Origin of the sequence: Micromonospora sp. NPDC023644 (assembly GCF_040640115.1) — a bacterium.
Classification (GTDB): Bacteria; Actinomycetota; Actinomycetes; order Mycobacteriales; family Micromonosporaceae; genus Micromonospora.
Map to the genome: position 1 here is coordinate 61,433 of NZ_JBFABA010000015.1, position 25,646 is coordinate 87,078.

Annotated in this window: 22 protein-coding genes; 12 read left to right on the forward strand and 10 right to left on the reverse strand. The window is 73.6% G+C overall.

The window, feature by feature from the left end; all coding sequences use genetic code 11:
• Positions 1 to 43: 43 nt before the first annotated feature.
• The 3 genes from AB0G08_RS14505 to AB0G08_RS14515 all read right to left on the reverse strand — a co-directional run bounded on the left by AB0G08_RS14505 (position 44) and on the right by AB0G08_RS14515 (position 3,427).
• Complete coding sequence (locus tag AB0G08_RS14505; RefSeq protein WP_358087300.1) at positions 44 to 1,159, reverse strand: acyltransferase; 1,116 nt, start codon at positions 1,157 to 1,159, stop codon at positions 44 to 46.
• A 66-nt stretch (positions 1,160 to 1,225) separates the two neighbouring features.
• Positions 1,226 to 2,422, reverse strand: coding sequence for a glycosyltransferase (locus AB0G08_RS14510; protein ID WP_358087302.1), 1,197 nt, complete (start codon positions 2,420 to 2,422; stop codon positions 1,226 to 1,228).
• A gap of 60 nt (positions 2,423 to 2,482) precedes the next feature.
• Positions 2,483 to 3,427: an NAD-dependent epimerase/dehydratase family protein gene (locus AB0G08_RS14515; protein ID WP_358087304.1), complete on the reverse strand. Its 945-nt coding sequence runs from the start codon at positions 3,425 to 3,427 to the stop codon at positions 2,483 to 2,485.
• Between the two features lie 211 nt (positions 3,428 to 3,638).
• Here AB0G08_RS14515 and AB0G08_RS14520 point away from each other — a divergent pair, with 211 nt between their 5' ends.
• The gene (locus tag AB0G08_RS14520; protein ID WP_358087306.1) at positions 3,639 to 4,568 is read left to right on the forward strand and encodes an NAD(+)/NADH kinase; all 930 of its coding nucleotides are present in this window, start codon (positions 3,639 to 3,641) and stop codon (positions 4,566 to 4,568) included.
• A 50-nt stretch (positions 4,569 to 4,618) separates the two neighbouring features.
• On the opposite strand, the gene pgm is transcribed toward AB0G08_RS14520, so the two are convergent.
• On the reverse strand, positions 4,619 to 6,265 hold the full coding sequence (pgm, locus tag AB0G08_RS14525) for a phosphoglucomutase (alpha-D-glucose-1,6-bisphosphate-dependent) (RefSeq protein WP_358087308.1): 1,647 nt from the start codon (positions 6,263 to 6,265) through the stop codon (positions 4,619 to 4,621).
• The gene (gene glgC, locus AB0G08_RS14530) at positions 6,262 to 7,494 is read right to left on the reverse strand and encodes a glucose-1-phosphate adenylyltransferase (RefSeq protein WP_101409073.1); all 1,233 of its coding nucleotides are present in this window, start codon (positions 7,492 to 7,494) and stop codon (positions 6,262 to 6,264) included. The genes pgm and glgC overlap by 4 nt, the downstream gene beginning before the upstream one ends.
• Before the next feature lie 71 nt (positions 7,495 to 7,565).
• Between glgC and glgA the strand changes: the two genes are divergently transcribed.
• The 5 genes from glgA to AB0G08_RS14555 all read left to right on the forward strand — a co-directional run bounded on the left by glgA (position 7,566) and on the right by AB0G08_RS14555 (position 13,757).
• On the forward strand, positions 7,566 to 8,774 hold the full coding sequence (gene glgA / locus AB0G08_RS14535) for a glycogen synthase (RefSeq protein WP_358087310.1): 1,209 nt from the start codon (positions 7,566 to 7,568) through the stop codon (positions 8,772 to 8,774).
• 38 nt (positions 8,775 to 8,812) lie between these two features.
• Entirely contained in the window at positions 8,813 to 10,912 is a 2,100-nt protein-coding gene (locus AB0G08_RS14540; RefSeq protein WP_358087312.1) for a maltotransferase domain-containing protein, read from the forward strand.
• The gene (gene glgB / locus AB0G08_RS14545; protein WP_358087314.1) at positions 10,900 to 13,002 is read left to right on the forward strand and encodes a 1,4-alpha-glucan branching protein GlgB; all 2,103 of its coding nucleotides are present in this window, start codon (positions 10,900 to 10,902) and stop codon (positions 13,000 to 13,002) included. Before AB0G08_RS14540 ends, glgB begins: the two co-directional genes overlap by 13 nt.
• A gap of 129 nt (positions 13,003 to 13,131) precedes the next feature.
• Positions 13,132 to 13,386, forward strand: a complete 255-nt coding sequence (locus AB0G08_RS14550; protein ID WP_357871637.1) for a type II toxin-antitoxin system prevent-host-death family antitoxin — start codon at positions 13,132 to 13,134, stop codon at positions 13,384 to 13,386.
• Positions 13,383 to 13,757, forward strand: a complete 375-nt coding sequence (locus AB0G08_RS14555) for a type II toxin-antitoxin system VapC family toxin (protein ID WP_358087315.1) — start codon at positions 13,383 to 13,385, stop codon at positions 13,755 to 13,757. Before AB0G08_RS14550 ends, AB0G08_RS14555 begins: the two co-directional genes overlap by 4 nt.
• Before the next feature lie 63 nt (positions 13,758 to 13,820).
• On the opposite strand, the gene AB0G08_RS14560 is transcribed toward AB0G08_RS14555, so the two are convergent.
• Together AB0G08_RS14560 and AB0G08_RS14565 are read right to left on the reverse strand one after the other, a co-directional pair.
• A complete protein-coding gene (locus AB0G08_RS14560; protein ID WP_358087317.1) occupies positions 13,821 to 15,845 on the reverse strand; it encodes a family 10 glycosylhydrolase in 2,025 nt (674 codons plus the stop codon).
• A 512-nt stretch (positions 15,846 to 16,357) separates the two neighbouring features.
• Complete coding sequence (locus AB0G08_RS14565) at positions 16,358 to 17,398, reverse strand: phosphatase domain-containing protein (RefSeq protein WP_358087319.1); 1,041 nt, start codon at positions 17,396 to 17,398, stop codon at positions 16,358 to 16,360.
• 179 nt (positions 17,399 to 17,577) lie between these two features.
• Between AB0G08_RS14565 and AB0G08_RS14570 the strand changes: the two genes are divergently transcribed.
• The 4 genes from AB0G08_RS14570 to AB0G08_RS14585 all read left to right on the forward strand — a co-directional run bounded on the left by AB0G08_RS14570 (position 17,578) and on the right by AB0G08_RS14585 (position 21,905).
• Positions 17,578 to 19,197, forward strand: a complete 1,620-nt coding sequence (locus AB0G08_RS14570; RefSeq protein ID WP_358087321.1) for a hypothetical protein — start codon at positions 17,578 to 17,580, stop codon at positions 19,195 to 19,197.
• 62 nt (positions 19,198 to 19,259) lie between these two features.
• The gene (gene yaaA / locus AB0G08_RS14575; RefSeq protein ID WP_358087323.1) at positions 19,260 to 20,057 is read left to right on the forward strand and encodes a peroxide stress protein YaaA; all 798 of its coding nucleotides are present in this window, start codon (positions 19,260 to 19,262) and stop codon (positions 20,055 to 20,057) included.
• 102 nt (positions 20,058 to 20,159) lie between these two features.
• Positions 20,160 to 20,834 (forward strand): hypothetical protein, encoded by a 675-nt coding sequence (locus AB0G08_RS14580; RefSeq protein ID WP_358087325.1) that lies wholly within the window; start codon positions 20,160 to 20,162, stop codon positions 20,832 to 20,834.
• A gap of 105 nt (positions 20,835 to 20,939) precedes the next feature.
• Positions 20,940 to 21,905, forward strand: coding sequence for a TAXI family TRAP transporter solute-binding subunit (locus AB0G08_RS14585; protein ID WP_358087326.1), 966 nt, complete (start codon positions 20,940 to 20,942; stop codon positions 21,903 to 21,905).
• Between the two features lie 10 nt (positions 21,906 to 21,915).
• On the opposite strand, the gene AB0G08_RS14590 is transcribed toward AB0G08_RS14585, so the two are convergent.
• The 3 genes from AB0G08_RS14590 to AB0G08_RS14600 all read right to left on the reverse strand — a co-directional run bounded on the left by AB0G08_RS14590 (position 21,916) and on the right by AB0G08_RS14600 (position 24,490).
• The gene (locus AB0G08_RS14590) at positions 21,916 to 23,370 is read right to left on the reverse strand and encodes an ATP-binding protein (RefSeq protein ID WP_358087328.1); all 1,455 of its coding nucleotides are present in this window, start codon (positions 23,368 to 23,370) and stop codon (positions 21,916 to 21,918) included.
• Between the two features lie 9 nt (positions 23,371 to 23,379).
• Positions 23,380 to 24,036: a response regulator transcription factor gene (locus AB0G08_RS14595; RefSeq protein WP_357871610.1), complete on the reverse strand. Its 657-nt coding sequence runs from the start codon at positions 24,034 to 24,036 to the stop codon at positions 23,380 to 23,382.
• 142 nt (positions 24,037 to 24,178) lie between these two features.
• Positions 24,179 to 24,490: a hypothetical protein gene (locus AB0G08_RS14600; RefSeq protein WP_358087330.1), complete on the reverse strand. Its 312-nt coding sequence runs from the start codon at positions 24,488 to 24,490 to the stop codon at positions 24,179 to 24,181.
• A gap of 114 nt (positions 24,491 to 24,604) precedes the next feature.
• On the opposite strand from AB0G08_RS14600, the gene AB0G08_RS14605 reads away from it, so the two are divergent.
• The gene (locus AB0G08_RS14605; protein ID WP_358087332.1) at positions 24,605 to 24,943 is read left to right on the forward strand and encodes a DUF952 domain-containing protein; all 339 of its coding nucleotides are present in this window, start codon (positions 24,605 to 24,607) and stop codon (positions 24,941 to 24,943) included.
• Between the two features lie 159 nt (positions 24,944 to 25,102).
• Entirely contained in the window at positions 25,103 to 25,645 is a 543-nt protein-coding gene (locus tag AB0G08_RS14610) for an acyltransferase (RefSeq protein WP_358087334.1), read from the forward strand.
• Position 25,646 lies beyond the last annotated feature (1 nt).

The following is a 25,646-nucleotide window of genomic DNA, read 5'->3' on the forward strand; positions in this document are numbered from 1 at the left end:
CTCGGCGTCGTGCCGCAGCCAGACGCCGGTCGCGGCCGCCCGCTCATGTGGCCCTGACTGAGTAACGCTTGAAACGCAGGGCCGGCTTCTCCACCAAGTGCCACGAGGCGACGGCGCAGCCCAGCGTGAGCGTGACCACCAGGACGACCAACGGGGTGCCCCGCACCGGCCAGTGATCGCGGCCGGCCCAGATGAAGACATTGACGAGAGGCATGTGCCAGATGTAGGCCCCGAAGCTGAGGTCGCCGATGCGGGCTGTCAGCCCCTGAAGGACCGCGGGTCCTCGGTGTCCCACCCAGAACACCAGGTAGGAGAGGGGAACACCGGCCAGTACGCCGAGCAGCACCCGGCCGGACGGGCCGGTGAGATGCTGGGCCCAGGTGAGTGCGCCGTACCCGCAGAGCGCGGCGAGGGCCACCGCGCCGGATCGAGGTGCCAGGTGCCAGGATCGCGACCACATGACACCGAGCAGGAAGTAGCCGAGCCACGGTAGGACGGAGACGCCGAGCAGCCGTGCCATCTGGTTGTCGCCGCCACTCAGCGACCAGGCGTACAGGCCACCGCCGGCCGCGGCGACCACGAGCGCGCCGTACATCATCGTCCGGAACGACCGGCGGACGGCCACCAGCACCAGGGCCGGCACGATCAGGTAGAAGCCGATCTCGGCAGGGATCGTCCAGAGGCTGCCGTTGACCACCCCCGTCCCGAAGTCACCGAAGAGCGCCGGATGGTAGACCGGCACCAGGAGCAGGGTGCTGGCGAACCAGCCCGCGAACTGGACGTCGGCAAGCGACCGGACGCCCACGACGCCGACGGTCAGCAGGAAGCCGGTCATCACCAGCAGATAGACGTGGATGGCCGGAGCGATACGGAGAAGCCTGTTGCGGAAGTACTCCGTCCAGCCCCGACCGCTCTGCTGACACCTCAAGGCCGAGGAGAAGACCAACCCGCCACTGATGACGAAGAACACGGCGACGCCGTCGCCGAACCACCTGCCGCTGCCCGGCTCGTACCACAGGAAGCGACTGCCGGTGTGCTCGACGGTGTGCTGAACCACGACCGCAAGTGCCGCCAGCAGTCGGAGCAGGTCGAAGCAGTTGCCGTCCTGCCGGCGTGGTGATCCGGTCCGGAGTGCCGCCGAACGGGCGATGGTCGTCATGTGGTGTCGTCTCCCCGCGATCGACGTGTCCGTACAGCTGCCGCGCCTGTGGCCCCACCCGAGCGCCTACCGCCGCCCGCGAAGCGAATCGAGGAATCCGGCGACGGGCTGGGCATACCGTCGGTAGTCGAAGGACGACTCGGCGGTGGCCCTCGCCGCCTCCCGCATCTCCTCCTGCTGTGGCCGGGGCAGCATTGCCGCACGCCGCAACACACGCTCAAGCTCGGCGCTGCTGTGGTCGGCGCAGACGAACCCCTGCCGGCCGTCCTGGAGGTAACGACCGATGTCGCTGGTCAGGTTGGCGATCACGGGAGTGCCGCAGGCGAGACTCTCCACGAACTTGGTAGGAAAGCCGGCGTGCGTGAACCGCTCGGACGGCCGGACCAGGACGCTGAAATCCGCGTTCCGGACGATGTCCTCGACGTCCTGCTGCGGCACCCGGCCGGGCACTCGTACCGACGACGGGAGGTGTGCGCCGCCGACCAGGTCACGGACCTGCTCGGCGCTGGGTCCGTAGACCGAGAGGATGACCGGCGTGCTGCGGCTGACCGCGTCAGTCGCGCGGATGATCGGCGTCAGGAGATCCTTGCGACCCGGTGTCCCGAAGTACACGACGTCGAGCGGGCCAGCCTGCGTGGTGACCGCACGGCCGCCCGGCTTCACCTCGAACACGTCCAGGGTCGGCGGCACCAGCAGAACCCGGCAGCCGCGTGCGCGATAGTGGCGCTCCAGCAGGGAACTGATCGCGATGATGCCCTGGCAGCGGGGATAGTGGTGCCGCAGGGCGAGCTTCGCGCTCAGGTGCGGTGGCCCGAGTGCCCCGCCCGGCATCTGGTGCGGGGCGTACCACTCCACGACGTCCGCGACCAACGCGACGCCGTTGCGGCGGCACCACCGGCCCACGCGGGCCATGTACTGGGCTCCGCCGCCGTAGACGACGACGCACTCCGGGCGCGTGGGCTGTTCGTCGAGCCACCGTACGGTCCGCTCACCGAGGCGGACGACCAGCTGGACCGCCTTCGACACCATGCTGGCGCCAGCCGGGGGCCGCTCCCCCGCGCCGACGTGCCGCAACGTGCCTGCCCCGGACGCCGCGCTGACGGTGACGGGCGTCGTCGGTCCGCTCTCGCCGCTGACCACGACGACGTCGCGGCCGGCCGCCGCCATCGACTGCGCCAGGCCGAGGACGCGCCGCGAGCCCGGCTCGCCCCAGGGAAAGCGGAACGGTCCCACGTAGGCGATCCAGGTTGCCGCGCCGGTCATCGTCGTGTCCGTTCCGACGGACCCGTCGGCTGACGGTCGCCCGAGCAGCCAGGCAAGGGGTCACGGCTCGACGAGCACACGGTCCGACATCCAGCCGACGGTCGCCTCGAGGCCGGCGCGCAACGAATACCGGCGCACCGAGGGAAACAGCTCGAGCAGTCGTGTGCAGTTTGCCTGCGAGTCCCGCACGTCGCCCGCCCGCGGGGAGCCGTGCACCACCTCGAGCCGGCGGCCGAGCACCTCTTCCAGCTCCGCGATCAGCCCCAGCAGCGAGATCCGCTCGCCGAAGGCGAGGTTCACCACGTCCGGGGCGCAGACGCGACGCAGCACCGCGTCGACGATCACGTCGGTGACGCTGCCGACGTAGGTGAAGTCCCGGGTCTGGGTGCCGTCGCCGTGCACCTGGAGCGGCCGGCCCTCCAGCGCCGCCGAGACGAACCTCGGCACCACGGCGGCGTACGCGTGCCCGGCGGCCTGGCGGGGGCCGTAGACGTTGAAGAATCGGAACGGCAGCACCCCGATGCCGTAGCAGGAGGCGTACGCCAGCGTGTAGGCCTCGGTCGCCAGCTTGGAGACCGCGTACGGGCTCACCGGCATCGGCCGCAGCGTCTCCTGGCGGGGCAGGACGGGGTTGGCGCCGTAGACGGACGACGACGAGGCGACCACCACGTGGGGGACCCCGTGGCGACGGACCGCCTCCAGCACGCTGAGGGTGCCGGTGGCGTTGGCGTGGTGGCTGCGCAGCGGGTCGTCGATGGAGCGGGGCACCGAGCCGAGGGCGCCGAGGTGGACGACGCTGGCCGCCCCGCTGACCGCCTCGTCGAGCAGGTCGGGGTCGAGGATCGTCCCGGTGAACAGCCGGACGGGCAGGTCGAGGAGGTTGTCCAGCGACCCGGTGGAGAGGTCGTCCACCGCCACGATCTCGCTGACGGCCGGCGCGTCGGCCAGGGCGCGCACCAGGTTGGCGCCGATGAAACCGGCACCACCGGTAACGACGATCTTCAAAGGTCCTCCTCGTGGCTCCCGCCCGGCGCGCCACCTGCGCGCGGGCACGGGGCGCCGGGCCCCTGCGGACCCGCGCCCGTCTCCACCAACGACCCGCGCACCGACGCGTCACGCGGAAGGCCCCGGACGTGACGAAGTGGCACGTCGCCGGCAGCCAGGCCGCCTCGCGGTATGCCCGTCCCGGCGCCCCGGGATGTGGTGAGCTGTAGGTATGGACCGGAGCCGGCTCGGGCTGGTGCTGCACCCCACCCGGGACGTCTCCGCGGTGGTCGACACCATCGTGACCTGGGCCGCCCGGCACCAGATCTCCCTGGCCGTACGGGCCGAGGACCGGCACCGCGTGCCGGCCACGGTCGAGCCGCTGCCGGTGGGCGAGGTGGCCGTCCGGTCGGACGCGCTCATCGCCATCGGCGGCGACGGGACGATGCTCGGCGCGCTGCGGTCGGCCGTGCACGATCCGAAGCCGGTGCTCGGCGTGCACGTCGGCAAGCTCGGCTTCCTCGTCGAGGTGGAGCCGCCGGAGCTGCCGAGGGCCCTGGACCGACTGGTGGCGCACGACTTCACGGTGGAGAACCACAGCTGCCTGGCCTGCGACGTCTGCGGGGACGACCTCGTCGCATTCAACGACATCGCGCTGATCCGCCAGCCCGGTTCCGGCTTCGTCAGCGCCTCCCTCGCGGTCGACGGGCAGCAGTACGGCTACTACCGCTGCGACGCGCTGGTGGTCAGCACCCCGACCGGCTCGACCGCCTACAGCTACGCCGCCGGCGGCCCGCTCGTCTCGCCGGCCACCGAGGCGGTGGTGGTGACCCCGTCCGCCCCGATGGCCGGCATCTCCCGTGCGCTGGTGCTCTCCCCCCACGAGACGGTCCGCCTGGAACTGCGCGAGGGCTCCGGCCCGGTGGCGGTGGAGGTGGACGGCGTGGTCATCCGGGACGCCGCGACGGAGGGTGTCGTACAGATCAGCTACCGGCGGGACGCCGGCCTGGTCGTCCGCCTGGATCCGCGCCGCTACCAGGAACGCAACCAGCTGAAGCTGAGCCTGCTGGACCTGCCGCTGCTGCCCGAGCAGCTCCGCGAGCTGCTGCCGGAGGGCCTGCGGGAGAGGCTCAACCGCCGCGAGCTACCCCCGCCCCGCTGACCCGCAGGCCGTGCACCGGTGTCGGCTCCGGTGGGAGGCGGGCCAGGTGCTCAGGCCCGCCGGAGAACCTCCGAGACCAGGTCCTTCGCCTCCTGCTGGATCCGGGCCAGGTGCTCCGGGCCCTGGAAGGACTCGGCGTAGATCTTGTAGACGTCCTCGGTGCCCGACGGCCGGGCGGCGAACCAGCCGGACTCCGTCGTCACCTTGAGCCCGCCGATCGGCGCGTCGTTGCCCGGTGCGGTGGTGAGGGTCGCGGTGATCGGCTCGCCGGCCAACTCGGTCGCGGTCACCTGCTCCGGCGAGAGCTTGCCGAGCACGGCCTTCTCCTCCCGGGTCGCCGGCGCGTCGATGCGGGCGTACGCGGGCGCGCCGAAGCGCTCGGCCAGCTCCGCCCAGTGCTGGCTGGGGGTGCGGCCCGTCGTCGCGATGATCTCGGCGGCGAGCAGGCAGAGCAGGATGCCGTCCTTGTCGGTGGTCCAGGTGCCCCCGTCGCGGCGCAGGAAGGACGCGCCGGCGCTCTCCTCGCCGCCGAAGCCGACCGCGCCGTCGAGCAGCCCCGGGACGAACCACTTGAAGCCGACCGGCACCTCCAGCAGCGGGCGGCCCAGGTCGGCGGCGACCCGGTCGATCATCGAGGAGGAGACCAGGGTCTTGCCCACCGCGGCGGCCGGTCCCCACTGCGTCCGGGTCCGGAACAGGTGGGCGATCGCCACCGCGAGGTAGTGGTTGGGGTTCATCAGGCCGCCGTCGGGGGTGACGATGCCGTGCCGGTCGGCGTCGGCGTCGTTGCCGGTGGAGACCTGGTAGTCGGCGCGGGCGGCGATCAGGGAGGCCATCGCGTTCGGCGAGGAGCAGTCCATCCGGATCTTGCCGTCGCCGTCCAGCGTCATGAACCGCCAGGTCGGGTCGACCGTCGGGTTGACCACGGTCAGGTCCAGCCGGTGCCGCTCGGCGATCTCGCCCCAGTAGGCCACGCTCGCGCCGCCGAGCGGGTCGGCGCCGATGCGCACCCCGGCGTCGCGGATGGCGTCGACGTCGATCGCCGCCGGCAGGTCGTCGACGTAGCGGGCGAGGAAGTCGTACGACCCGGTGGTGTCGGCGGCGCGGGCCCGGGCGTACGGGATCCGCCGGACCTCCTTCAGGCCGTCGGCGAGGATGGCGTTGGCGCGGTCCTGGATCCACCTCGTGACGTCGGTGTCCGCCGGGCCGCCGTGGGTGGGGTTGTACTTGAAGCCGCCGTCGTCGGGCGGATTGTGCGACGGGGTGATGACGATGCCGTCGGCGAGGCCGCTGGTGCGCCCCCGGTTGTGGCCGAGGATGGCGTGCGACACCGCCGGGGTGGGCGTGTAGCCGTCGCGGCTGTCGAGCAGCACCGTGACCTCGTTGGCGGCGAGCACCTCGAGCGCGTCGACCGCGGCCGGGGCGGAGAGCGCGTGGGTGTCCCGGCCGAGGAAGAGCGGCCCGTCCAGGCCCCGCTCCCGGCGGTAGTCGCAGAGCGCCTGGGTGACCGCGAGGATGTGGTCGGAGTTGAACGCGTTGCGCAGGCTCGACCCGCGGTGCCCGGACGTGCCGAAGGAGACCTGCTGCGCCGGGTCCTGCGGATCCGGGTGCTCGGCGTAGTAGGCGGTCACCAGCCGCGGCACGTCGACCAGGTCGGCGGGCTGGGCGGGCTTGCCGGCCCGGGGATGACTGCTCACGGTTCCACCTTCTGTCCCTTGCCGATCACCACGATGCCGTTGTCGGAGACGGTGTAGCGCTGCCGGTCCTTCTCCAGGTCGACGCCGATCTCGGCCCCCTCGGGCACGATCACGTTCTTGTCGAGGATGGCCCGGCGCACGACCGCGTGCCGGCCGATGTCGACCCCCTCCATCAGCACCGCGCCGTCCACGTGCGCCCAGGAGTGCACCTTCACCTTGGGCGAGACGACCGAGTTCTCCACCAGCGAGCCGGAGATCACCGCGCCGGGCGAGACCATCGAGGCGACCGCCCGGCCGACCCGCTCGCCCCACTGGTGCACGAACTTGGCGGGCGGGTAGGTCAGTTGCCCGGTGTAGATCGGCCACTCGAAGTTGTAGAGGTTGAACACCGGGTGCACGTTGATCAGGTCCATGTGGGCGTCGTAGAAGGAGTCCAGCGTCCCCACGTCGCGCCAGTAGCCGCGGTCACGGTCGGTGCTGCCCGGCACCTCGTTGTCGCGGAAGTCGTAGACGTTGGCCTCGCCGCGCTCGACCAGCATCGGGATGATGCTGCCGCCCATGTCGTGCTTGCTGGTCTTGTCCTCCGCGTCGCGCTCGACCGCCTCGCAGAGCGCCTTCGTGCTGAACACGTAGTTGCCCATCGAGGCGTAGATCTGGTCGGGGGCGTCGGGCAGGCCGACCGCGTCGGTGGGCTTCTCGCGGAACGCCCGGATCCGCCGGCCGTCCTCGCCGACCTCGATCACGCCGAACTGGTCGGCCATCGACAGCGGCTGCCGGATGCCGGCCACGGTCACGCCGGCGCCGGAGGCGATGTGGTCCTCCACCATCTGCCGGGGGTCCATCCGGTAGATGTGGTCGGCGCCGAAGACGATCACGTGGTCGGGCTGCTCGTCGTGGATGAGGTTGAAGCTCTGGTAGATCGCGTCGGCGGAGCCCGCGAACCACCACGGGCCGCGACGCTGCTGCGCCGGCACCGGTGTGACGTAGTTGCCGAGCAGGGTCGACATCCGCCACGTCTTGGTGATGTGCCGGTCGAGGGAGTGCGACTTGTACTGGGTCAGCACGACGATCTTGAGATAGCCGGCGTTCGCCAGGTTGGACAGGACGAAGTCGACCATGCGGTACATCCCGCCGAACGGGACGGCCGGCTTGGCCCGGTCCGTGGTGAGCGGCATCAGGCGCTTGCCTTCTCCGCCGGCCAGGACGATCGCGAGCACCTTGGCAGCCATGTCCAGACGCTATCCATCCCCGTGGGACTTCACCACTCGTACGGGCACACTTCTGCACTAGGGTGCGCAGGATGACGGAATCCGCACCGCTGCGCGTCGACCTGCTGACCCGGGAGTACCCGCCGGAGGTGTATGGCGGCGCCGGTGTGCACGTCGAGTACCTGGCCCGGGAGCTGCGACGGCTCGCCGACGTACGGGTGCACTGCTTCGGCGCGCCGCGCACCGAGCCGGGTGTCACCGCGTACGCCGAACCGGCGGGCCTGAGCGGCGCGAACGCCGCGCTGCGGACGATGGGCGTGGACCTGGAGATGGCGGCGGCGTGCGCCGGCACCGACGTGGTGCACAGCCACACCTGGTACGCCAACCTGGCCGGGCACGCCGCGAAGCTGCTGCACGGCGTGCCGCACGTGGTGACCGCGCACAGCCTGGAGCCGCTGCGGCCCTGGAAGGCCGAGCAGCTCGGCGGCGGCTACGCGCTCTCCTCCTGGTGCGAGCGCACGGCGTTCGAGGCCGCCGACGCGGTCATCGCGGTCAGCGAGGGGATGCGGCGCGACGTGCTGACCGCCTACCCGGCGGTGCACCCCGACCGGGTCCGGGTGGTGCACAACGGCATCGACACGGCGCAGTACGCCCCGGACCACGGCACGGACGTGGTGGAGCGGCTCGGCATCGACCCGGCCCGGCCGAGCGTGGTGTACGTGGGGCGGATCACCCGGCAGAAGGGCCTGCCCTACCTGCTGCGCGCGGCGCGCGACCTGCCGCCGGACACCCAGCTGGTGCTGCTCGCCGGCGCGCCGGACACCCCGGAGATCGCCGCCGAGGTGGAGGGCCTGGTGGGCGACCTGCGGGCGAACCGGTCGGGCGTGGTGTGGGTGGCCGAGATGCTGCCGAAGCACGAGGTGATCCAGGTGCTCACCCACGCCACGGTCTTCGTCTGCCCCTCGGTCTACGAGCCGATGGGCATCGTCAACCTGGAGGCGATGGCCTGCGAGACGGCGGTGGTGGCCACCGCCACCGGCGGCATCCCCGAGGTGGTCGCCGACGGCGAGACCGGGCTGCTGGTCCCCATCGCGCAGGCCACCGACGGCTCCGGCCGGCCGCTGGATCCGGGCCGCTTCGTCGCCGACCTCACGGCGCGGATCAACGAGGTGCTCGCCGACCCGGGCCGCGCCAAGGAACTCGGCCTGGCGGGCCGGCGCCGGGCGGTCGAGCACTTCTCCTGGGACGCGCTCGCCCGGCGGACGCTGGAGGTGTACCGGTCGGTGGGCGCCACGGGCTGAGCCGCGCGCGAACCGATCTCGCACAGTAGGTTGGCGGGGTGACTGGACGGTTCCCGATCGAAGACGTCTCCCCCGTCGTCTCCTGCGGTCGCTACCCGGCCAAGGCGGTGGTCGACGAGCCGGTGCCGGTGTCGGCCCGCGCCTACCGGGAGGGGCACGACGCGCTCGGCTGCAACGTGGTCTGGCGGGGCCCCGACGGGCGGGCCCGGCCGTTCACCCGGATGCGCCCCGGCGAGCCGGGGCAGGACCGCTGGCACGCCGTGATCCGCCCCGACGCGGTCGGCGAGTGGGTCTTCGCCGTCGAGGCGTTCCAGGATCCCTACCTGACCTGGCAGAACGCGGTCACCAAGAAGATCGCCGCCGGTCAGGGGCCGGAGGAGCTGGCCAACGACCTCGCCGAGGGCGCCCGGGTGCTGCGGGCCGCGGCCGAGCTGGTGCCGGCGGCCGACGCCGACCGGGTGACGGCGGCGGTGCGGGCGCTGACCGACGAGCGGCGGGAGCTGCCCCGGCGGGTCGCCCCGGCGCTGGAGCTGGCCGACCTGCTCTGGGAGCACCCGGTCCGCGAGCTGGTCACCACCGGCGAGGAGCGCCGGCTCTGGGTGGACCGCCGGCGGGCGCTCTTCTCCGCCTGGTACGAGTTCTTCCCGCGCTCGGAGGGGGCGATCCCGGCCACGGTCGACGCGCCGGCCCGCTCCGGCACGTTCGCCACCGCCGTCGAGCGGCTGCCGGGCGTCGCGGCGATGGGCTTCGACGTGCTCTACCTGCCGCCCATCCACCCGATCGGCCGGGTGAACCGCAAGGGCCGCAACAACGCGCTGACCGCCGGGCCGGACGACGTCGGCTCGCCGTGGGCGATCGGCGCCGCCGAGGGCGGCCACGACGCGATCCACCCCGACCTGGGTACGCCGGAGGACTTCCGGGACTTCGTCACCGCCGCCGCCGAGCAGGGCCTGGAGGTGGCGATGGACCTGGCGTTGCAGTGCGCGCCGGACCACCCCTGGGTGACCGAGCACCCGGAGTGGTTCACCACCCGGGCCGACGGCAGCATCGCGTACGCGGAGAACCCGCCGAAGAAGTACCAGGACATCTACCCGCTGAACTTCGACAACGACCCGGAGGGCATCCGGGCGGAGGTCCTGCGGGTGGTGCTGCACTGGGTCGGCGAGGGCATCCGGATCTTCCGGGTGGACAACCCGCACACCAAGCCGTTCGACTTCTGGCACTGGCTGATCGCCGAGGTGAAGCAGGTCGACCCGGACGTGCTCTTCCTCGCCGAGGCGTTCACCCGGCCGGCGATCATGCACGGGCTGGGCAAGGTCGGCTTCACGCAGTCGTACACCTACTTCACCTGGCGCACGTCGGCCGCCGAGATGCGGGCGTACTGCGAGGAACTGGTCGAGGCGGCCGACTACATGCGGCCGAACTTCTGGCCGAACACGCCGGACATCCTGCACGAGTCGTTGCAGCACGGCGGCCCGCCGATGTTCAAGATCCGGGCGGTGCTGGCCGCGCTGCTCTCCCCCTCCTGGGGCATGTACGCCGGCTACGAGCTCTTCGAGCACACCGCCCGCCCCGGCGCGGAGGAGTACCTGGACAACGAGAAGTACGAGCTGCGCCCCCGCGACTGGGCCGGCGCGCAGGCGCAGGGCCGCTCGCTGGCCCCGTTCATCGCCGTGCTCAACCGGGTGCGCCGGGAGAACCCGGCCCTGCACCAGCTGCGCAACCTGGTCTTCCACGAGATCGACAACCCGGCGCTGCTCTGCTGGTCCAAGCACGACCCGGACACGGGCAACACGGTCCTCGTGATCTGCTCGTTCGACCCGCAGGGCGTGCAGTGGGGCAACACCACGCTGGACATGCCCGCGCTCGGGCTGGACTGGCACGACCGGTTCACGGTGCGCGACGAGCTGACCGGCGCCAGCTACGACTGGGGGCAGCGCAACGCCGTGCGCCTCGACCCGTACCTGCAACCGGCGCACGTGCTGACCGTGCGCCGGCCGACCCCGGACCCCGCCGCCGGTCCGGCGTCGGCGACCGGGGCGCCGGACCTGACCGTCACGGACGTTCCCGACGACCTCTCGGGCGGCACCGCGCCCACCGCTCCCGCCCAGAAGGACGACGCCCGATGGACAAGCTGATCGCCGGCGCCACGCACGACCCGCACGCCGTCCTCGGCGCGCACCCGGCCGACGGGCGGACGGTCGTCCGGACGCTGCGTCGGGGCGCCGCCGACGTCGCCCTCCTCGTCGACGGCGAGCGGCATCCCATGCGGCGGGTGCACGACGTCGGGGTGTTCGAGGCGGCGGTGGCGGGCGAGGTGCTCGACTACCGCCTCGAGGTCGACGGCCGGGTCCACGACGACCCGTACCGCTACCCGCCCACCCTCGGCGAGCTGGACCTGCACCTGATCGCCGAGGGCCGGCACGAGCGGCTCTGGGAGGCGCTCGGCGCCCGGGTCTTCGACGAGGGCGTGGCGTTCACCGTGTGGGCGCCGAACGCGCGCGGAGTCCGGGTGGTCGGCGACTTCGCGGGCTGGGCCCCGGACGACGGCTGGCCGATGCGCTCGCTCGGCGGCAGCGGGGTGTGGGAGCTGTTCGTCCCGGGCGCCGGGGCGGGTGCCCGCTACAAGTACCGCGTCCTGGGCGCCGACGGGCACTGGCGGGACAAGGCCGATCCCCTGGCGGCGTACGCCGAGGTGCCGCCGGCCACCGCCTCGGTGGTGCACCACTCGACGTACGAGTGGGGCGACGCCGACTGGCTGCGGCGGCGGGCCCGGCGGCAGCCGCACCAGGAGCCGATGAGCGTCTACGAGGTGCACCTCGGCTCGTGGCGCCCCGGCCTGGGCTACCGGGAGCTGGCCGAGCAGCTGACCGCGTACGTCACCGAGCTGGGCTTCACCCACGTGGAGTTCCTGCCCGTGATGGAGCACCCGTTCGGCGGTTCCTGGGGCTACCAGGTCACCGGCTACTACGCGCCGACGTCCCGGTTCGGCGACCCCGACGAGTTCCGGCACCTCGTCGACCGGCTGCACGCCGCCGGGATCGGCGTGATCCTGGACTGGGTGCCGGCGCACTTCCCGAAGGACGATTGGGCGCTGGCCCGCTTCGACGGCACCCCCCTCTACGAGCACCCCGACCCGCGCCGGGGCGAGCACCCCGACTGGGGCACGTACGTCTTCGACTTCGGCCGGCCCGAGGTGCGCAACTTCCTGGTCGCCAACGCGCTCTACTGGTGCGACCAGTTCCACGCCGACGGGCTGCGGGTGGACGCGGTGGCCTCGATGCTCTACCTGGACTACTCCCGGCAGGAGGGGCAGTGGCTGCCCAACCGCTACGGCGGCCGGGAGAACCTGGAGGCCATCGCGTTCATGCAGGAGGTGAACGCGACGGTCTACAAGCACCACGCCGGGGTGGTGCTGATCGCCGAGGAGTCGACCGCCTGGCCGGGGGTCACCCGGTCCACCGACGCGGGCGGGCTCGGCTTCGGGTTCAAGTGGAACATGGGCTGGATGCACGACACCCTGCTCTACGCCTCGAAGGACCCGGTCTACCGGCAGCACCACCACCATCAGCTCACGTTCTCCCTGGCGTACGCCTGGAGCGAGAACTACGTGCTGCCGATCAGCCACGACGAGGTGGTGCACGGCAAGGGCTCGCTGGCCGGCAAGATGCCCGGCGACACCTGGCAGCGGCTGGCGAACGTGCGCGCCCTGCTGGCGTACATGTGGGCGCACCCGGGCAAGCAGCTGATCTTCATGGGCTGTGAGCTGGCCGACGACCGAGAGTGGAGCGAGGAGCGGGGGCTCGACTGGTACCTGCTGCACGACCCGGCCCGGGCCGGGGTGCAGCGGCTGGTCGGCGACCTGAACCGCGTCTACCGGGACACGCCGGCGCTGTGGGCGCAGGACACGGAGCCGGCCGGCTTCCGCTGGATCGCCGGCGACGACGTCGCCAACAACACCGTCTCGTTCGTCCGGATCGCCCCCGACGGCGCGACCCTGGTCTGCGTGGCGAACTTCTCCGCCCAGCCGCTGGAGGACTACCGGGTGGGGCTGCCAGCCGGCGGCACGTGGGCGGAGGTGCTCAACACCGACGCCCACCACTACGGCGGGTCCGGGGTGGGCAACCTGGGCGCGGTCCACGCGCAGGACGTGCCGTGGCACGGGATGCCCGCCTCGGCGGCGCTGCGGGTGCCCCCGCTCGGCGTGCTCTGGCTGCGCCGCGACTGACCCTCCGCACCTGCCGGTCGGGGACGGGACCGGGAACCGTACCGGTCGGGCCTGAGGGCCCGGACGTGAACCTGTGGCACGGCCGGAAAGAGCGGACTAAGCTGTTAGCTAACCGGGGAGGTGGGAGCAATGTCGGCGGAAGCGGTGCACTACAACATGCATGATGCGAAGACTCATTTGTCGCGCATCATCGAGCGCGTGGAACGTGGCGAGGAAATCATCATCGATCGGGCAGGCACCCCGGTGGCGCGAGTCGTTCCGCTGGTGCGCCGGGTCAACCGCACCGCCGTCGGCTCCCTCGCCGGGCAGGTCGACCTGTCGGGCGACTGGGACTCGCCACGCACCAACGCTGAGATCGCTGCGGACTTCGGCCTCGGCGAATGACCCTGCTCCTGGACACCCACGTCGCGCTGTGGGCCATCACCGGCGACGCCACCCTCGCCCAGGACTTCCTCGAGCGGCTGCGCCATGACCCGGACATCTTCCTGTCCCCGGTCAGCCTTTGGGAGATCACCATCAAGCAGACCGCCGGGAAACTCGTGGGACCGGCCGACCTCGCCGAACAGGTACGGGACATGGGCTTCCGCGAACTGCCCGTGACCCACGCCCACGCCGTCGCCGCAGGGCGCCTCCCGTTCCATCACCGTGATCCCTTCGACCGGATGCTGGTGGCACAGGCGGTCGTCGAAGGCCTGACACTGGTGACCCGCGACGCGTCGATCGCGCTGTACGACGTGGACGTCCTCAAGGTGTGACAGACCTCTTCGCGGCTGGGCCTGGGACCGCGATGACGTGTCCCAGGCCCAGTCCAGATCGCTTCAGAGCCGGGTGATCCGCACCGCGTCGGCGACGACGTACCCCTGGGTGGTGGTCCAGCGGCTGACCCCGACGACCTGGCGCGTCCCGGCGGCGAGGTCGTAGGTGCCCAGCACCCGCCACTGCCCGCCGCCGCTGCGCTGGTCGACCCTGGCCGTCACGGTGCCGTTCGCCGTCGCCACCAGGTACGGCGTGGCGCTGTTGTAACCGGGGTCGGCCGGGTACCAGACCTCGACCCGGTAGCTGCCGGTGGCGGGCAGCGTCGCGCTGAACCAGGCCGGGTCGCTGACCGCCTCCGGGTTGGCGAACCGGTAGTTGGCGCCGTAGCGCGCCGGGAGGTACGACGACGTGCCCCAAGTGGCGGCGGCGGTGAAGCCGCCGGCGGTGGCGTTGTCCACGATCACGCTGAACGTGCCGCCGGTGCCGGTGACCACCCGCGCGTTGCTGGCCGGGCTCTCGTGGTGCAGCCGGTCGAGGGCGGTCACCAGGTAGCGGTACGTCGAGCCGGCCGCGGCGGTGGCGTCGGTGAACGTCCCGGTCGTGCCCGAGGCGCGGGCCGTGCCGAGCAGGTGGCGGGCGTCGGCCAGGTCGCAGGCGTCGACCGCGCCGTCGCCGGGCAGCCGGTACACCGCGTACGCGGCCGTGCTCCCCGTGGCGCCGCGCTGCCAGGTGAGGGTCACGCCGCCGGTGCCGCGGACGGCCGAGGTGAGGTTCGGTGCGGCGGGCGCGGCGCCGCTCACCCCGGCCGGTGCCAGCGCCGGGCGGCGGTAGTGGTCGGTCGCCACCCGGGAGACGGCGCCGATGCGGTCGGCGCGGACGTCCTTGGCGCTGAAGTGGATGTCGCCGACGACGCGCGGGTGGGCGCGGTTCAGCGTCAGGTGGTCGGTCAGCTCGGCCGGGTCCTGCCAGGCGGCGTCCTGGCCCGTCGCGCCAGCGCGGTAGGTGGCCTGCCCGACGAGCAGTTGCACGTCGGTGCCGGTCACGGTCTCGGACCACCAGCGCACCAGCTCCGCGTAGTCGGCCGCCGGGTGGCCGATGTGCCAGTAGATCTGCGGGGCGATGTAGTCGACCCAGCCCTGGCGCACCCAGCGGCGGGTGTCGGCGTAGATCGCGTCGTACGACTGGAGGCCGGTGGTGCGCGAGCCGAGCGGGTCGGTGCCGGCGTTGCGCCAGATGCCGAACGGGCTGACGCCGAGCTTCACCCACGGCTTGGCCGCCCGGATCTTGTCGCGCATCTCCCGGACCAGCAGGTTGACGTTGTTGCGCCGCCAGTCGCCGATGGTGCTGAAGCCGGCGCCGTACTGGGCGTAGGTGGCCTGGTCGGGGAAGGCGACCCCGCTGACCGGGTACGGGTAGAAGTAGTCGTCCCAGTGCACCGCGTCGATGTCGTAGCGGCGTACGGCGTCCATCATCGCGTCCTGCACGAAGGCGCGGACGGCGGGGATGCCGGGGTTGTAGTAGAGGTGCCCGCCGTAGGCGACCGTCCAGCCCGGGTTCTTGCGGGCCGGGTGGCTGGTCGCCAGCTTGCTCAGGTCGGTGTGGTTGGCCACCCGGTACGGGTTGAACCACGCGTGGAACTCCAGGTTGCGGGCGTGCGCCTCGGCCACCATGAAGGCCAGCGGGTCGTAACCCGGGTTGCCGCCCTGGGTGCCGGTGAGCCACTGCGACCAGGGCTCGTAGGTTGACGGCCAGAACGCGTCGGCGGCGGGGCGGATCTGCACGACGACGGCGTTCATCCGCCGCTGCTTGGCCAGGTCGAGCCAGCCTCGGTACTCCGCCTGCTGGGCGGCCGGGGTGAGCCCGGTGCGGCTGGGCCAGTCGATGTTGGCCACGCTGGCGATCCACATGCCGCGCAGTTGCCGCTTGGGGGTGGCCGGGTCGGTCACACAGGCCGCCTGGACGGCGACGGGAACGGTGTCCGACGCGGCGGGCCGGGAGGTGGGGGCGCCCGTGGGGACGGCCACGCCGAGCGCCAGCGCCGCTACCAGCGCCAGCCCGGAAAGGTATCGACCATAGTCTCTGCGCACGAAAAGATGTTCAATGTTGCCGGCTTGTTGCGCAAGTATTCTTCACCACCTTTTCAGCCGGCCGGGTGGACCTCAGCCGCACGAGACCCCGCAGCCCCGCGCACCGACCACGGTGAGCAACTCCGAGCCAGGTCGCCCTGTGTCACTCTGCGCGATCGACGTCTCCCGCGCGGCGAGGCTCCGATCCTGGCCTCCACTGCGACAGCTTGGTCTGGCCAGGCGTTTCACACCGGCACGCTCGGCCGCCCCGGCACCTCCCGCGCTCTCTTTGCTCTGCATCCACATGGGCACCGCTGACGCAGCGTGCCTGGTGCCGATATGGCTGCAGAGCAAAGGGAACGGACCGAGGGCAGCCAGGAGCAGGAACCGGTCACTCTGCGTGACGCACGGCTGTCACAGGTTCGATATCGGCCTGCGCGTCGGGTCGAACACCGAAGTCCGCGCCTCCCCGAGAGCACCCGGCCCCGGGCGAACCGCTGCGGCGTGGGGGCGGGCGGGGTGCGGGCCGGGCGTCAGACCAGGCCGGCGTCGCGCAGCAGCTTCCACAGGCCGGCGCCGTCGGGCGCGGAGAGCCACTTCTGCCCCACCGGCCCGGCCGACGACTCGCCGCCCGGCGTGGGCAGGCTACCGGCCAGCACCGCCTGCGTGGGCGAGAGCCGGCGGATCGCCACCCCGGCCACGTTCTCCGGGTGGGCGGCGGCGAACTCGCGGTAGATCTCCGGGTCGTGCTGCCCGTCGTCGCCGACCAGCAGCCACTTCACGTCGGGGAACTCCCTGGCCAGCCGGGCCAGGGTGACCCGCTTGTGCTCCCGCCCGCTGCGGAACCAGCGGTCGGCGGTCGGCCCCCAGTCGGTCAACAGCAGCGGCCCGGCCGGGTAGAGGTGCCGGGACAGGAACCGGGTCAGCGTCGGCGCCACGTTCCAGGCGCCGGTGGAGAGGTAGAAGACCGGGGCGCCCGGGTGCGCGGTGACCAGCCGCTCGTAGAGCACCGCCATGCCGGGCACGGCGTTGCGGGCGTGCTCGTCGAGGACGAACGTGTTCCAGGCGGCGAGCAGCGGGCGGGGCAGCGCGGTGACCATGACCGTGTCGTCGATGTCGGAGAGGATGCCGAAGCGCACCTCCGGGTCGAGGATGCGCACCGGGGCCTCGACCGGCTCGGCGTCCGGCAGGCTGATCCGCACCGAGCCCCAGCCGGGCGGCAGGTCCGCCTCGACCACGGCGTCGACGAACCCGCTGCGGTCGGCGCGCGCCTCGTGCCGCGCCCCGCCGGCCTCGATGGTCACCGTGACGTGCTTGGCCGGCAGCGTGGTGAAGCTGCGCCACCCGCGCACCTTCTCCAGCCGGCCCCGCTGGCGGGTGTCCGGCCGGCCCAGCAGCACCCGGCACATCACCCGCACCCAGCCGGGCGCGCCGTAGCCGGTGTACGCGATGACGTTCGTCCGCCAGCCGGTGCGCCGCAGGCGGCGCTCGACCAGCGAATGCACGGCGTCCTCGATCCGCGCGGCCCGGTGCAGGTTCGGTACGGCCAACTGGCCGGCGGGAGTGGGTGGCACGCCAGCAACCCTGCCACAACCCGGCCACCTCGGCCACGCGAGGCGATCTTCCGGACCGACGGGAAGCGGGACGCCACGTCCGCCGTGGTCCAGCAGGTCGTCCGCGCTGTGCCGATCCGCCCCGCCCGGCCCCGGCGGCGTGAAACACTCCGGTCGGGACGACGACGGGGGCGTTGGTCGTGTCGCAACCAGTGCGCAAGCGTGGGCGGTGGCGCCCGCAACTCGACCGGCCGGCGCTCGTCGCGCTGCTGTTCGGGCTCGCCGGGGTCGGCTACCGGCTGGTCCTGACCCTGCACACGGTGCCCGTCTCCAACAGCGACGAGGCGACGTTCGGGCTGGCCGCGCTGCACATCGCGCAGGGCCGCGAGCTGCCGGTCTTCCTCTACGGGCAGCGCTACATGGGCGTGCTGGAGTCGTACCTGGCCGCGCCGCTGATCGCGGTGGCCGGGCCGGGCTGGCCGCTGCTGCGCCTGCCGCTGCTGCTGCTCTACGCCCTCTTCCTCTGGCTGATCCACCGGCTGACCCGGCGGATCTGCTCGCCGTGGTTCGCCGCGTTCGTCGTCGGCCTGCTGGCCCTCGGCGGGGAGCGGGTCGTCCGGGATCAGCTGACCGTGGTCGGCGGCCGCCCGGAGGTCAAGGTCGCGGTGCTGCTGATGCTGCTGATCGCGGTGGGCCTGGCGCGGCGGACGGTGCGCCACCGCCGGCTGGCCGTCGGCCTCTTCGGCCTGCTCGCCGGGGTGGCCGCCTGGTCGGACTGGCTGATCCTGCCCTACCTGGCGGTGGCCGCGCTGGCGCTGCTCTGGGCGGCCCGCCGGGAGCTGCTCGGCGGGGCCGGGGTGCTGCTGCTGGCCGGGTTCGCCGTCGGGATCGCGCCGATGATCCGGGACAACCTCCTCGCCCCGCCCGGCGAGGACTCGCTGTCGGTGTTCCGCGAGATCAGCACCAAGGCGGGGCCGACGCCGCCGTGGTCGCGGCGGCTGGACGGCGGGCTGCTGGAGGGGGTGCCGCTCGCCGCCGGCCTCTGCCCGGTGGACGGCTGCGCCCGCTGGCAGGGCTGGTTCGGGCTGCTCTACCCGGTGCTGCTGGCGGTCGCCGCCGCGCTCGCCGTCCGCGCGTACCGCCGGGCCGCGGGCGCCCCGCGCGGCGAGCGGGTCGGCCCGGTGGTGCACCTCGCGCTGGTCGTCGGCGCGGCGCTGACCCTGCTGTCGTACGTGCGCAGCCCGCTCGCCGCCACCAGCCCGCTGGACAACGCCCGCTACCTGTCGGTGCTCCAGCTCTCCCTGCCGGCGGTGCTCTGGCCGCTCTGGGTGGCGGCGCTCGCCTGCTGGCGGGGCACGGTCGGCGCGCTCGGCCGGCTGGCCGGCGCGCTGGCCACCGCCGTGCTCGCCGCGCTGACCGCGACCACGCTGGTGGTCACCGTGCTGTTCGCAGCCACCGGCACCGAGGCGTCCCGGGTCGAGGAGCGGCAGGCCCGCGAGCTGGCCGACAGGCTGCGCGCGGGCGGCCCTCACGAGGTGTACGGGGACTACTGGACCTGCAACCGGCTGATCTTCAACACGGCCGAGGCGGTGGTGTGCGCGGTGCTCGACGGCGACCTGACCCCCGGGCAGAACCGCTACCCGGCGTACTGGCGGCAGGTGGGGCGGGCCGACCGGCCCGGGTACGTGCTGGCGGCCGGCTCCGCGGCGGAGCGGCGGCTGCGCCGGCTGCTGGGCGACCGGGCCGACGCCGCGCTGGTAGCCGACGTCGCCGGGTATCGCGTGTACCACCCGGAGACGCCGGTGCGGCCGTGGCGGTAGGAGCGGCCCGTACGCTGGCCGGACCGGCGCGCGGACGCCGCGCCGAGCCGAGGAGTCCACCGATGCTGATCCTGCTGCCGCCCTCCGAGGGGAAGGCCGACGCCGGCACCGGCCGGCGGCTGGACCTCGCCCGGCTCTCCCTGCCGGAGCTGACCGGCGCCCGGGAGGAGGTGCTGACGGCGCTGGTCGCGCTCAGCGCCGACGGCGACGAGGCGGCGGCCCGGGCGGCGCTGGGGCTCAGCGAGGGCCAGCGCGGCGAGCTGCGCCGCAACGCCCGGCTGCGGGCGGCGGCCACCGCGCCCGCCGGCAGCGTCTACACCGGGGTGCTCTACGAGGCGCTCGACCTCGCCACGCTGCCGGCGACCGCGCAGCGGGCCGCCCGCCGGTCGGTGCTGATCAGCTCGGGGCTCTGGGGCGCGGTACGCCTCACCGACCGGATCCCGCCCTACCGGTGCCCGATCGGGGCGCGGCTGCCGGGGGTCGGCGCGCTGTCGGCGTACTGGCGGCGGGCGCTCGCCCCGGCGATGGCCACGGCGGCCGGCGACGGGCCGGTGCTCGACCTGCGCTCCGGCGCGTACGCGGCCACCTGGGCGCCCCGCGGCGAGGTGGCCGACCGCACGGTGACCGTCCGGGTGCTGCACGAACGGGAGGTCGACGGCGTGCCAGTCCGGTCGGTGGTGAGCCACTTCAACAAGGCGACCAAGGGCCGGCTGGTGCGTGACCTGCTGACGGCGGGTGCCCGGCCGCGCACCGTCGACGGGCTGCTGACCGCGCTGCGCGACCTGAAGTACCCGGTGCTGGAGCAGGCCGTCGCAACCGGCCGGCCACGCCAGGTCGACGTGGTCGTCACGGAGCTGTAGGACTGCCGCAAGATTTCCTCAAGGCTGGGGCCGATCGGTTTCCCCGGCGGCGTCGACGGGCCACGGTAGAGGAACCCCCGACGCCGACAAGGAGTGCCTGAGTTGGCTCCCGAACAGATCCTGCTCGACCGGCCGCGCCTGCCCTCGACCCCGCCGCCGCTGGACTGGTCCACCCTGGCCGACGCGTTCGAGGCCGCCTGCCTGCTGCGCTGCACGCCCCCGCCGGCCGTCGTCGGCCCCCGCCGCTCGGTGCCGGAGCACCGCCCCCCGTCGGTGGAGTTCAACCGGGAGGAGGCGGCACACCGGATGCGGCAGCTGCTCGGCCGGCTGGACGTCCCGATCGAGCACGAGGTGACCGTCGGCGGGCTGCGCCGCCGCTACGAGCTGCACCGGCTCTCCGTGCCGCACCCGCACCGGCCGGCGTACGCCAGGACGCTGGAGACCGGCTGGCGGCAGGGCCGGCGCGAGCTGTTGGGCGGGCCGGTCCCGGGCGCGTCGACCGTACGGCGGGCGTGGCGACCCCGGCTGGCCGCGGCGGCCTGGCGGGCCGCCCTGCTCGCCGGTGGGCGGCACGTGCGCCGGCACATCCTCGGCGTCCGGATCACCGACCGGGAACTGGCCGCCATCCTGGTGCGCGGGGCCGCCCTGCTGGACGTCCCGGCGCTGCTGCGCCCCGGCACCGGCTGTTACCTGGTCTGCGTCGCCGACGGCCCGGACCGCCAGCGGATCCTGCACAGCACCGCCCTGGGGCCCGCCCACGTGCCCGATCGGTCATGATCGGCGGATGAACGCGATCGGTTTCGTCGACCCGCCGCCGGGGCCCTAGCCCGACGGGTGGGTGGCGGGTTGCGGCGACGGCCCGCACGGCGCAGAGTGCAGCCCGTGAGTCGTACCCGGTTCCGCCGTGTCCGCCCGCGTCCGGTCCGCCCGCCGGCGCTGCTGGCGCTGCTGCTGGTGGTGGCGTTGCCCGGCCTGGCCGGCTGCCAGGACGCTCCCGACCCGCCGGTGCGGATCCGGATCGCGACCGGCAGCCCGACGGCGGTCTACCACGCCTTCGGGCAGTCGCTGGCCGCCGTGCTCAACCGGGAGTTGCCGGACGTCCGGGCCAGCGTGGTGGTGACGGCCGCCTCGGCGGAGAACGTCCGGCTGGTCGGGGCCGGCGAGGCCGAGCTGGGTTTCACCCAGGCCGACGTGCTGCCGGCGGCGCCGGCGGCGCACCCGTCCGTGGTCGCGGTCGCCCGGGTCTACGACGACCTGCTGCACCTGGTCACCACCGCCGGCGGTCCCGTCCGCACGCTGGCCGACCTGCGCGGGCGGCGGGTGTCCGTGGGCGCGCCCGGCTCCGGCACCGAGATCACCGCCATCCGGCTGCTGGAGGTGGCGCGCCTGGGCGGTGACCGGGTACGCCAGGAGCGGCTCGGCCTCGACGATTCGGTCGCGGCGCTGCGGGCCGGCACGATCGACGCGTTCTTCTTCTCCGGCGGGCTGCCGGTCCGGGCGGTGGAGCAGCTCACGGACGACAGCGCGACCCGGATCGTCGACCTCGGCGAGTGGACCGGGCCGCTGCGCGAGAGCAACCCGGAGGTCTACGTCTCCCGGGACATCCCCCGCTCGGTGTACGGCACGGACCCGGTGACCACGGTGGCCAACCCGAACTTCCTGATCGTCCGGGCCGACCTGCCGACGCCGCTGATCCGGGAGGTGACCCGGCTGCTGATGGAACGCCGCCAGGAGCTGGCCGCCGCGCACCCGGCCGCCGGTCGGATGAGTCCCCGCTCGGCCATCGCCACCGCCCCGCTGCCGCTGCACCCCGGCGCCGCCGACTGGTACCGCGCCGCCAAGCCCTGAGCCGCCGCCGCTACACCCCGACGCCCCTGTCGAGCTGCCCCGTGTCGTGGGGCAGCGCGGGAGCGTCGTCGCGGCCCGGCGGGGCGGGTGCGGGGTCGCCGGGAGCGGGGAACCAGAGGCCCGCGGCCAAGCCGCGCGGCTCGGCCCCGCGCATGGTGAGCCGCCCGTCCGAGGCGTCGACCAGCACGGCGACGATGGTGAGGCCGAGCCCGGCCCCGTCGACGTTCTGCACCTCGGGGGCCCGCCAGAACCGCTCGGTCGCCTGGTCGAGCTGGCTGGCCGTCATGCCCGGGCCGGTGTCCCGGACCTCCAGCGCGGTGCCGTCGTCGTGGTGCCGGACCGTCACCGTCACCTCCCCACCGGCGTCGCTGAACTTGACCGCGTTGTCGATCAGCGCGTCCAGGGCCTGGTCGATGGCGGTCGGCACGGTCCGCGCGTACGCCGGAGCGTCCTCGACCACCAGCCTCAGGGCGATGCGGCGGTGCCGGGCGAGCGGCTCCCAGGCGGCGACCCGGGACGCGGCGACGGCCGCCGCGTCGACGGTGACCCGCTGGTTCTCCCGCCGTTCGGCGCGGGCCAGGGTCAGCAGCGCGTCCAGCACGAGGGCCAGCCGGTCGGTCTCCTCCAGGGCCAGTTGGTGCTCGGCGCGCCCGTCCGCGTCGGTCAGGCTCGGCCCCAGCTCCTCCACCCGCAGCCGCAGCGCGGTCAGCGGGTTGCGCAGCTGGTGGCTGGCGTGCGCGACGAACGCCCGCTGCCGGTCCATCACGTCGGAGACGACGTCGGCCATGTGGTTGAAGCTGGTCGCCAGGCGGCGCAGCTCCGGCGGGCCGAGCCGGTGCTGGACCCGCGCGCCGCGGTCGCCCTCGGCGATCTCGTGGGTGACCGCGTCCAGCTCGGTGACCGGGCGCAGCACCCAACCGGCCAGCCCGAACGCGGTCAGCACGCAGGCCAGTACGGCGAGCAGACCCGTGCCGGCCAGCGCCAGCCACCAGACGGTGACGGCCCGCCGGACGGAGTCGGCCGGGGTGGCGATGACCACCGCCCCGAGCACCTCACCGCCGTCGTTGATCGGCACCGCCACCACGATCGGCCCGTCGACCCAGGGCCAGACCGCGTCCGGCCCGCTGGCCTGCTGCCCGGAGAGCGCGGTGTCCAGCGCCTCGCGGGAACCGGGGGCCGGCTGCCAGCTCTCCGAGGCCGCCACCGTCCGATGGTCCCGGTCGACCACCGCCGCGCCGATGCCGTACAGGGCATCGTAGCTGCGCAGCTCGTTGTCGAGCGGACCGGGCGTGCCGCCCCGCAGCGCCGGGCCGGCCAGCGAGGCGAACCGGGTGGCGTCGGCGAGCCGGTCGGCGCGTACCCGGTCGGTCTCCCGGGTGGCCAGGGTGGCCGCCAGCGGGGTCTCCAGCGCGATCAGCACCAGCACCATCAACAGCAGGTAGCTGATCACCAACCGACGTCGCACGGGGTCCCCTCACTCGCCGCGCAGCCGGTAGCCGACCCCGCGCACGGTCTCCACCAGGCCGGGGTCGCCCAGCTTGCCGCGCAGCGACCCGACGTGCACCTCGACCGTGTGCCCGTCGCCCCAGGTGGTGCCCCAGGCGTCGAGCAGGATCCGCTCCCGGGCCACCGCCACGCCGGGCTGCCGGGCCAGGGAGAGCAGGACGTCGAACTCCTTGCGGGTCAGCGCCACCGGCCGGCCCGCGACGGTGACCGTCCGGGCGGACACGTCGACGCGTACGGGCCCCACCTCGATCAGGTTGCGCTCCGGCACGGCGTGCGCCGCGCGGCGCAGCACCGCCTCGATGCGCGCCTGGAGCTCGGTCATGGAGAAGGGCTTGACCACGTAGTCGTCGGCGCCCAGCCGCAGGCCGAGCACCCGGTCCCGTTCCTCGCCCCGGGCGGTCACCGCGATGATGCCGAGCTGGCTGCTGCGCCGCCGCAGCTCCCGGCACAGGTCAGTGCCGTCCCCGTCGGGCAGGGTCAGGTCCAGCAGCACCAGGTCGCAGGGGGCGGCGGAGAGGGCCGCGGCGACGGTCGCGGCGTGCTCCACCTCGTACCCCCGGCGGGTGAGGGCGGAGGAGAGCGCGGCGGCCACCCGGCGGTCGTCCTCGACCAGCAGGATGCGCACCCGGGGCCCCCATTCGTCGGTGTGTCGACCCGAATGGTGGCAGAAGTACGCGCGCGACGGGAGAGCCGGTACCGCACCGACCGGTCCCCGGGCCGCGCCGGCGGTCCGGCGCCGGGCCGCCGGCGGCGGGTCGGCCGGCAGGTCAGAGGCCGAAGACCTCGTCCGCCGTGGCGTCGCGGACCCCGTCGACGAAGCCCCGGAAGCCGGGGTCGCGGTGGCTGGCGGGCACGCTGGTGACGAGCTCGCCGGTGGCCTGGGTGACCGCGTCGACCAGGGGCGGATAGTCGATCTCGGCGTCCGGGAGGGTGTCGTCGTCCGCCTGGCCGAGGTTGATCACGTGCTGCACGTCCTCGGCCGGCGTGTCCGGGTCGTCGGCCCACTCGCCGCCCGCCCGGTGGCACTCGTCGTAGAGCGCCCGCTGGCTGTCGGTCCAGTCCTCGTCGTAGTTCTCCATCGCCATCCCTCCGCGACCCGCTGCCCAGAGCATGCCGGCCGGCGGCGGGCGCCGGGGCGGTACGGGGAAACCGGGACGGCCGCCGGCCGGGCCGGCCGCGCGTAGGCTGCCGGGGTGATCTACAAGCTGCTGACCACCGTCGAGTGGGACGACGCGCTGGCCGCCGGCCACTTCGACGGTACGGCGATGGACCGGCAGTCCGGGTTCATCCACCTCTCCGGCGCCGACCAGGTGGTCGGGACGGCCCGGCGGTACTTCGCCGGCGCCACCGGGCTGACCCTGCTGACGGTGGACCCCGACCGGTTGGGCGACGCGCTGCGCTGGGAGCCGTCGCGCGACGGCGCGCTCTTCCCGCACCTGTACGGACCGCTGCCGGTGCCGGCCGTGGTGGCCGCCGACGCGCTGCCGGCGGACCTGCCGGCCGCCGACGCGGTGGCGGCACTGCTCGCCTGACGGCTGGCTATGCTACGCCGAGCCCGTCCCGCCCCGGCCGTGCTGCGCGCACCGGGCGGTACGGCGGATCCGCACCGCGCGGCGGGGGCCGGCTGCGTGGCCGCCGAGGCGCGGCACCGACGGCGCCCGGCACGCGCCCCGAACCGAACGAGTTGACACATGACTGACAGCAGTTCCACGCCCCCCTCGGTCTTCGTCCACCCGACGGCCGACGTCGAGGAGGGCGCCCGCGTCGGCGACGGCACCAAGGTCTGGCACCTGGCCCACGTCCGGTCCTCGGCGCGGATCGGCGCCGGCTGCGTCATCGGCCGCAACGTGTACGTCGACGCCGGCGTGACGGTCGGCGACCTGGTCAAGATCCAGAACAACGTCTCGGTCTACCAGGGCGTCACCATCGAGGACGAGGTCTTCGTCGGCCCGTGCGCGGTCTTCACCAACGACTTCCGGCCCCGGGCGCAGAATCCGGACTGGACGATCACCCCGACCCTCGTCCGCCGGGGCGCCTCGATCGGCGCCAACGCCACCCTCGTCTGCGGCATCGAGGTCGGCGAGTACGCGATGATCGCGGCCGGGTCCGTGGTGACCCGGGACGTGGCGCCGTACCAGCTCGTCGCCGGCAACCCGGCGCGCCCGAAGGGCTGGGTCGACGAGCGCGGCGAGGTGGTCTCGCGCGACGTGGACAACCCGCCGCAGCGCGGCTGAG

Coding starts and splice junctions, on each gene's coding strand:
- AB0G08_RS14505 (WP_358087300.1), bottom strand. CDS start 1,159: ATGACGACCATCGCCCGTTCGGCGGCACTCCGGACCGGATCACCACGC.
- AB0G08_RS14510 (WP_358087302.1), bottom strand. CDS start 2,422: ATGACCGGCGCGGCAACCTGGATCGCCTACGTGGGACCGTTCCGCTTT.
- AB0G08_RS14520 (WP_358087306.1), top strand. CDS start 3,639: ATGGACCGGAGCCGGCTCGGGCTGGTGCTGCACCCCACCCGGGACGTC.
- glgC (WP_101409073.1), bottom strand. CDS start 7,494: ATGGCTGCCAAGGTGCTCGCGATCGTCCTGGCCGGCGGAGAAGGCAAG.
- glgA (WP_358087310.1), top strand. CDS start 7,566: ATGACGGAATCCGCACCGCTGCGCGTCGACCTGCTGACCCGGGAGTAC.
- glgB (WP_358087314.1), top strand. CDS start 10,900: ATGGACAAGCTGATCGCCGGCGCCACGCACGACCCGCACGCCGTCCTC.
- AB0G08_RS14550 (WP_357871637.1), top strand. CDS start 13,132: ATGTCGGCGGAAGCGGTGCACTACAACATGCATGATGCGAAGACTCAT.
- AB0G08_RS14555 (WP_358087315.1), top strand. CDS start 13,383: ATGACCCTGCTCCTGGACACCCACGTCGCGCTGTGGGCCATCACCGGC.
- yaaA (WP_358087323.1), top strand. CDS start 19,260: ATGCTGATCCTGCTGCCGCCCTCCGAGGGGAAGGCCGACGCCGGCACC.
- AB0G08_RS14600 (WP_358087330.1), bottom strand. CDS start 24,490: ATGGAGAACTACGACGAGGACTGGACCGACAGCCAGCGGGCGCTCTAC.
- AB0G08_RS14610 (WP_358087334.1), top strand. CDS start 25,103: ATGACTGACAGCAGTTCCACGCCCCCCTCGGTCTTCGTCCACCCGACG.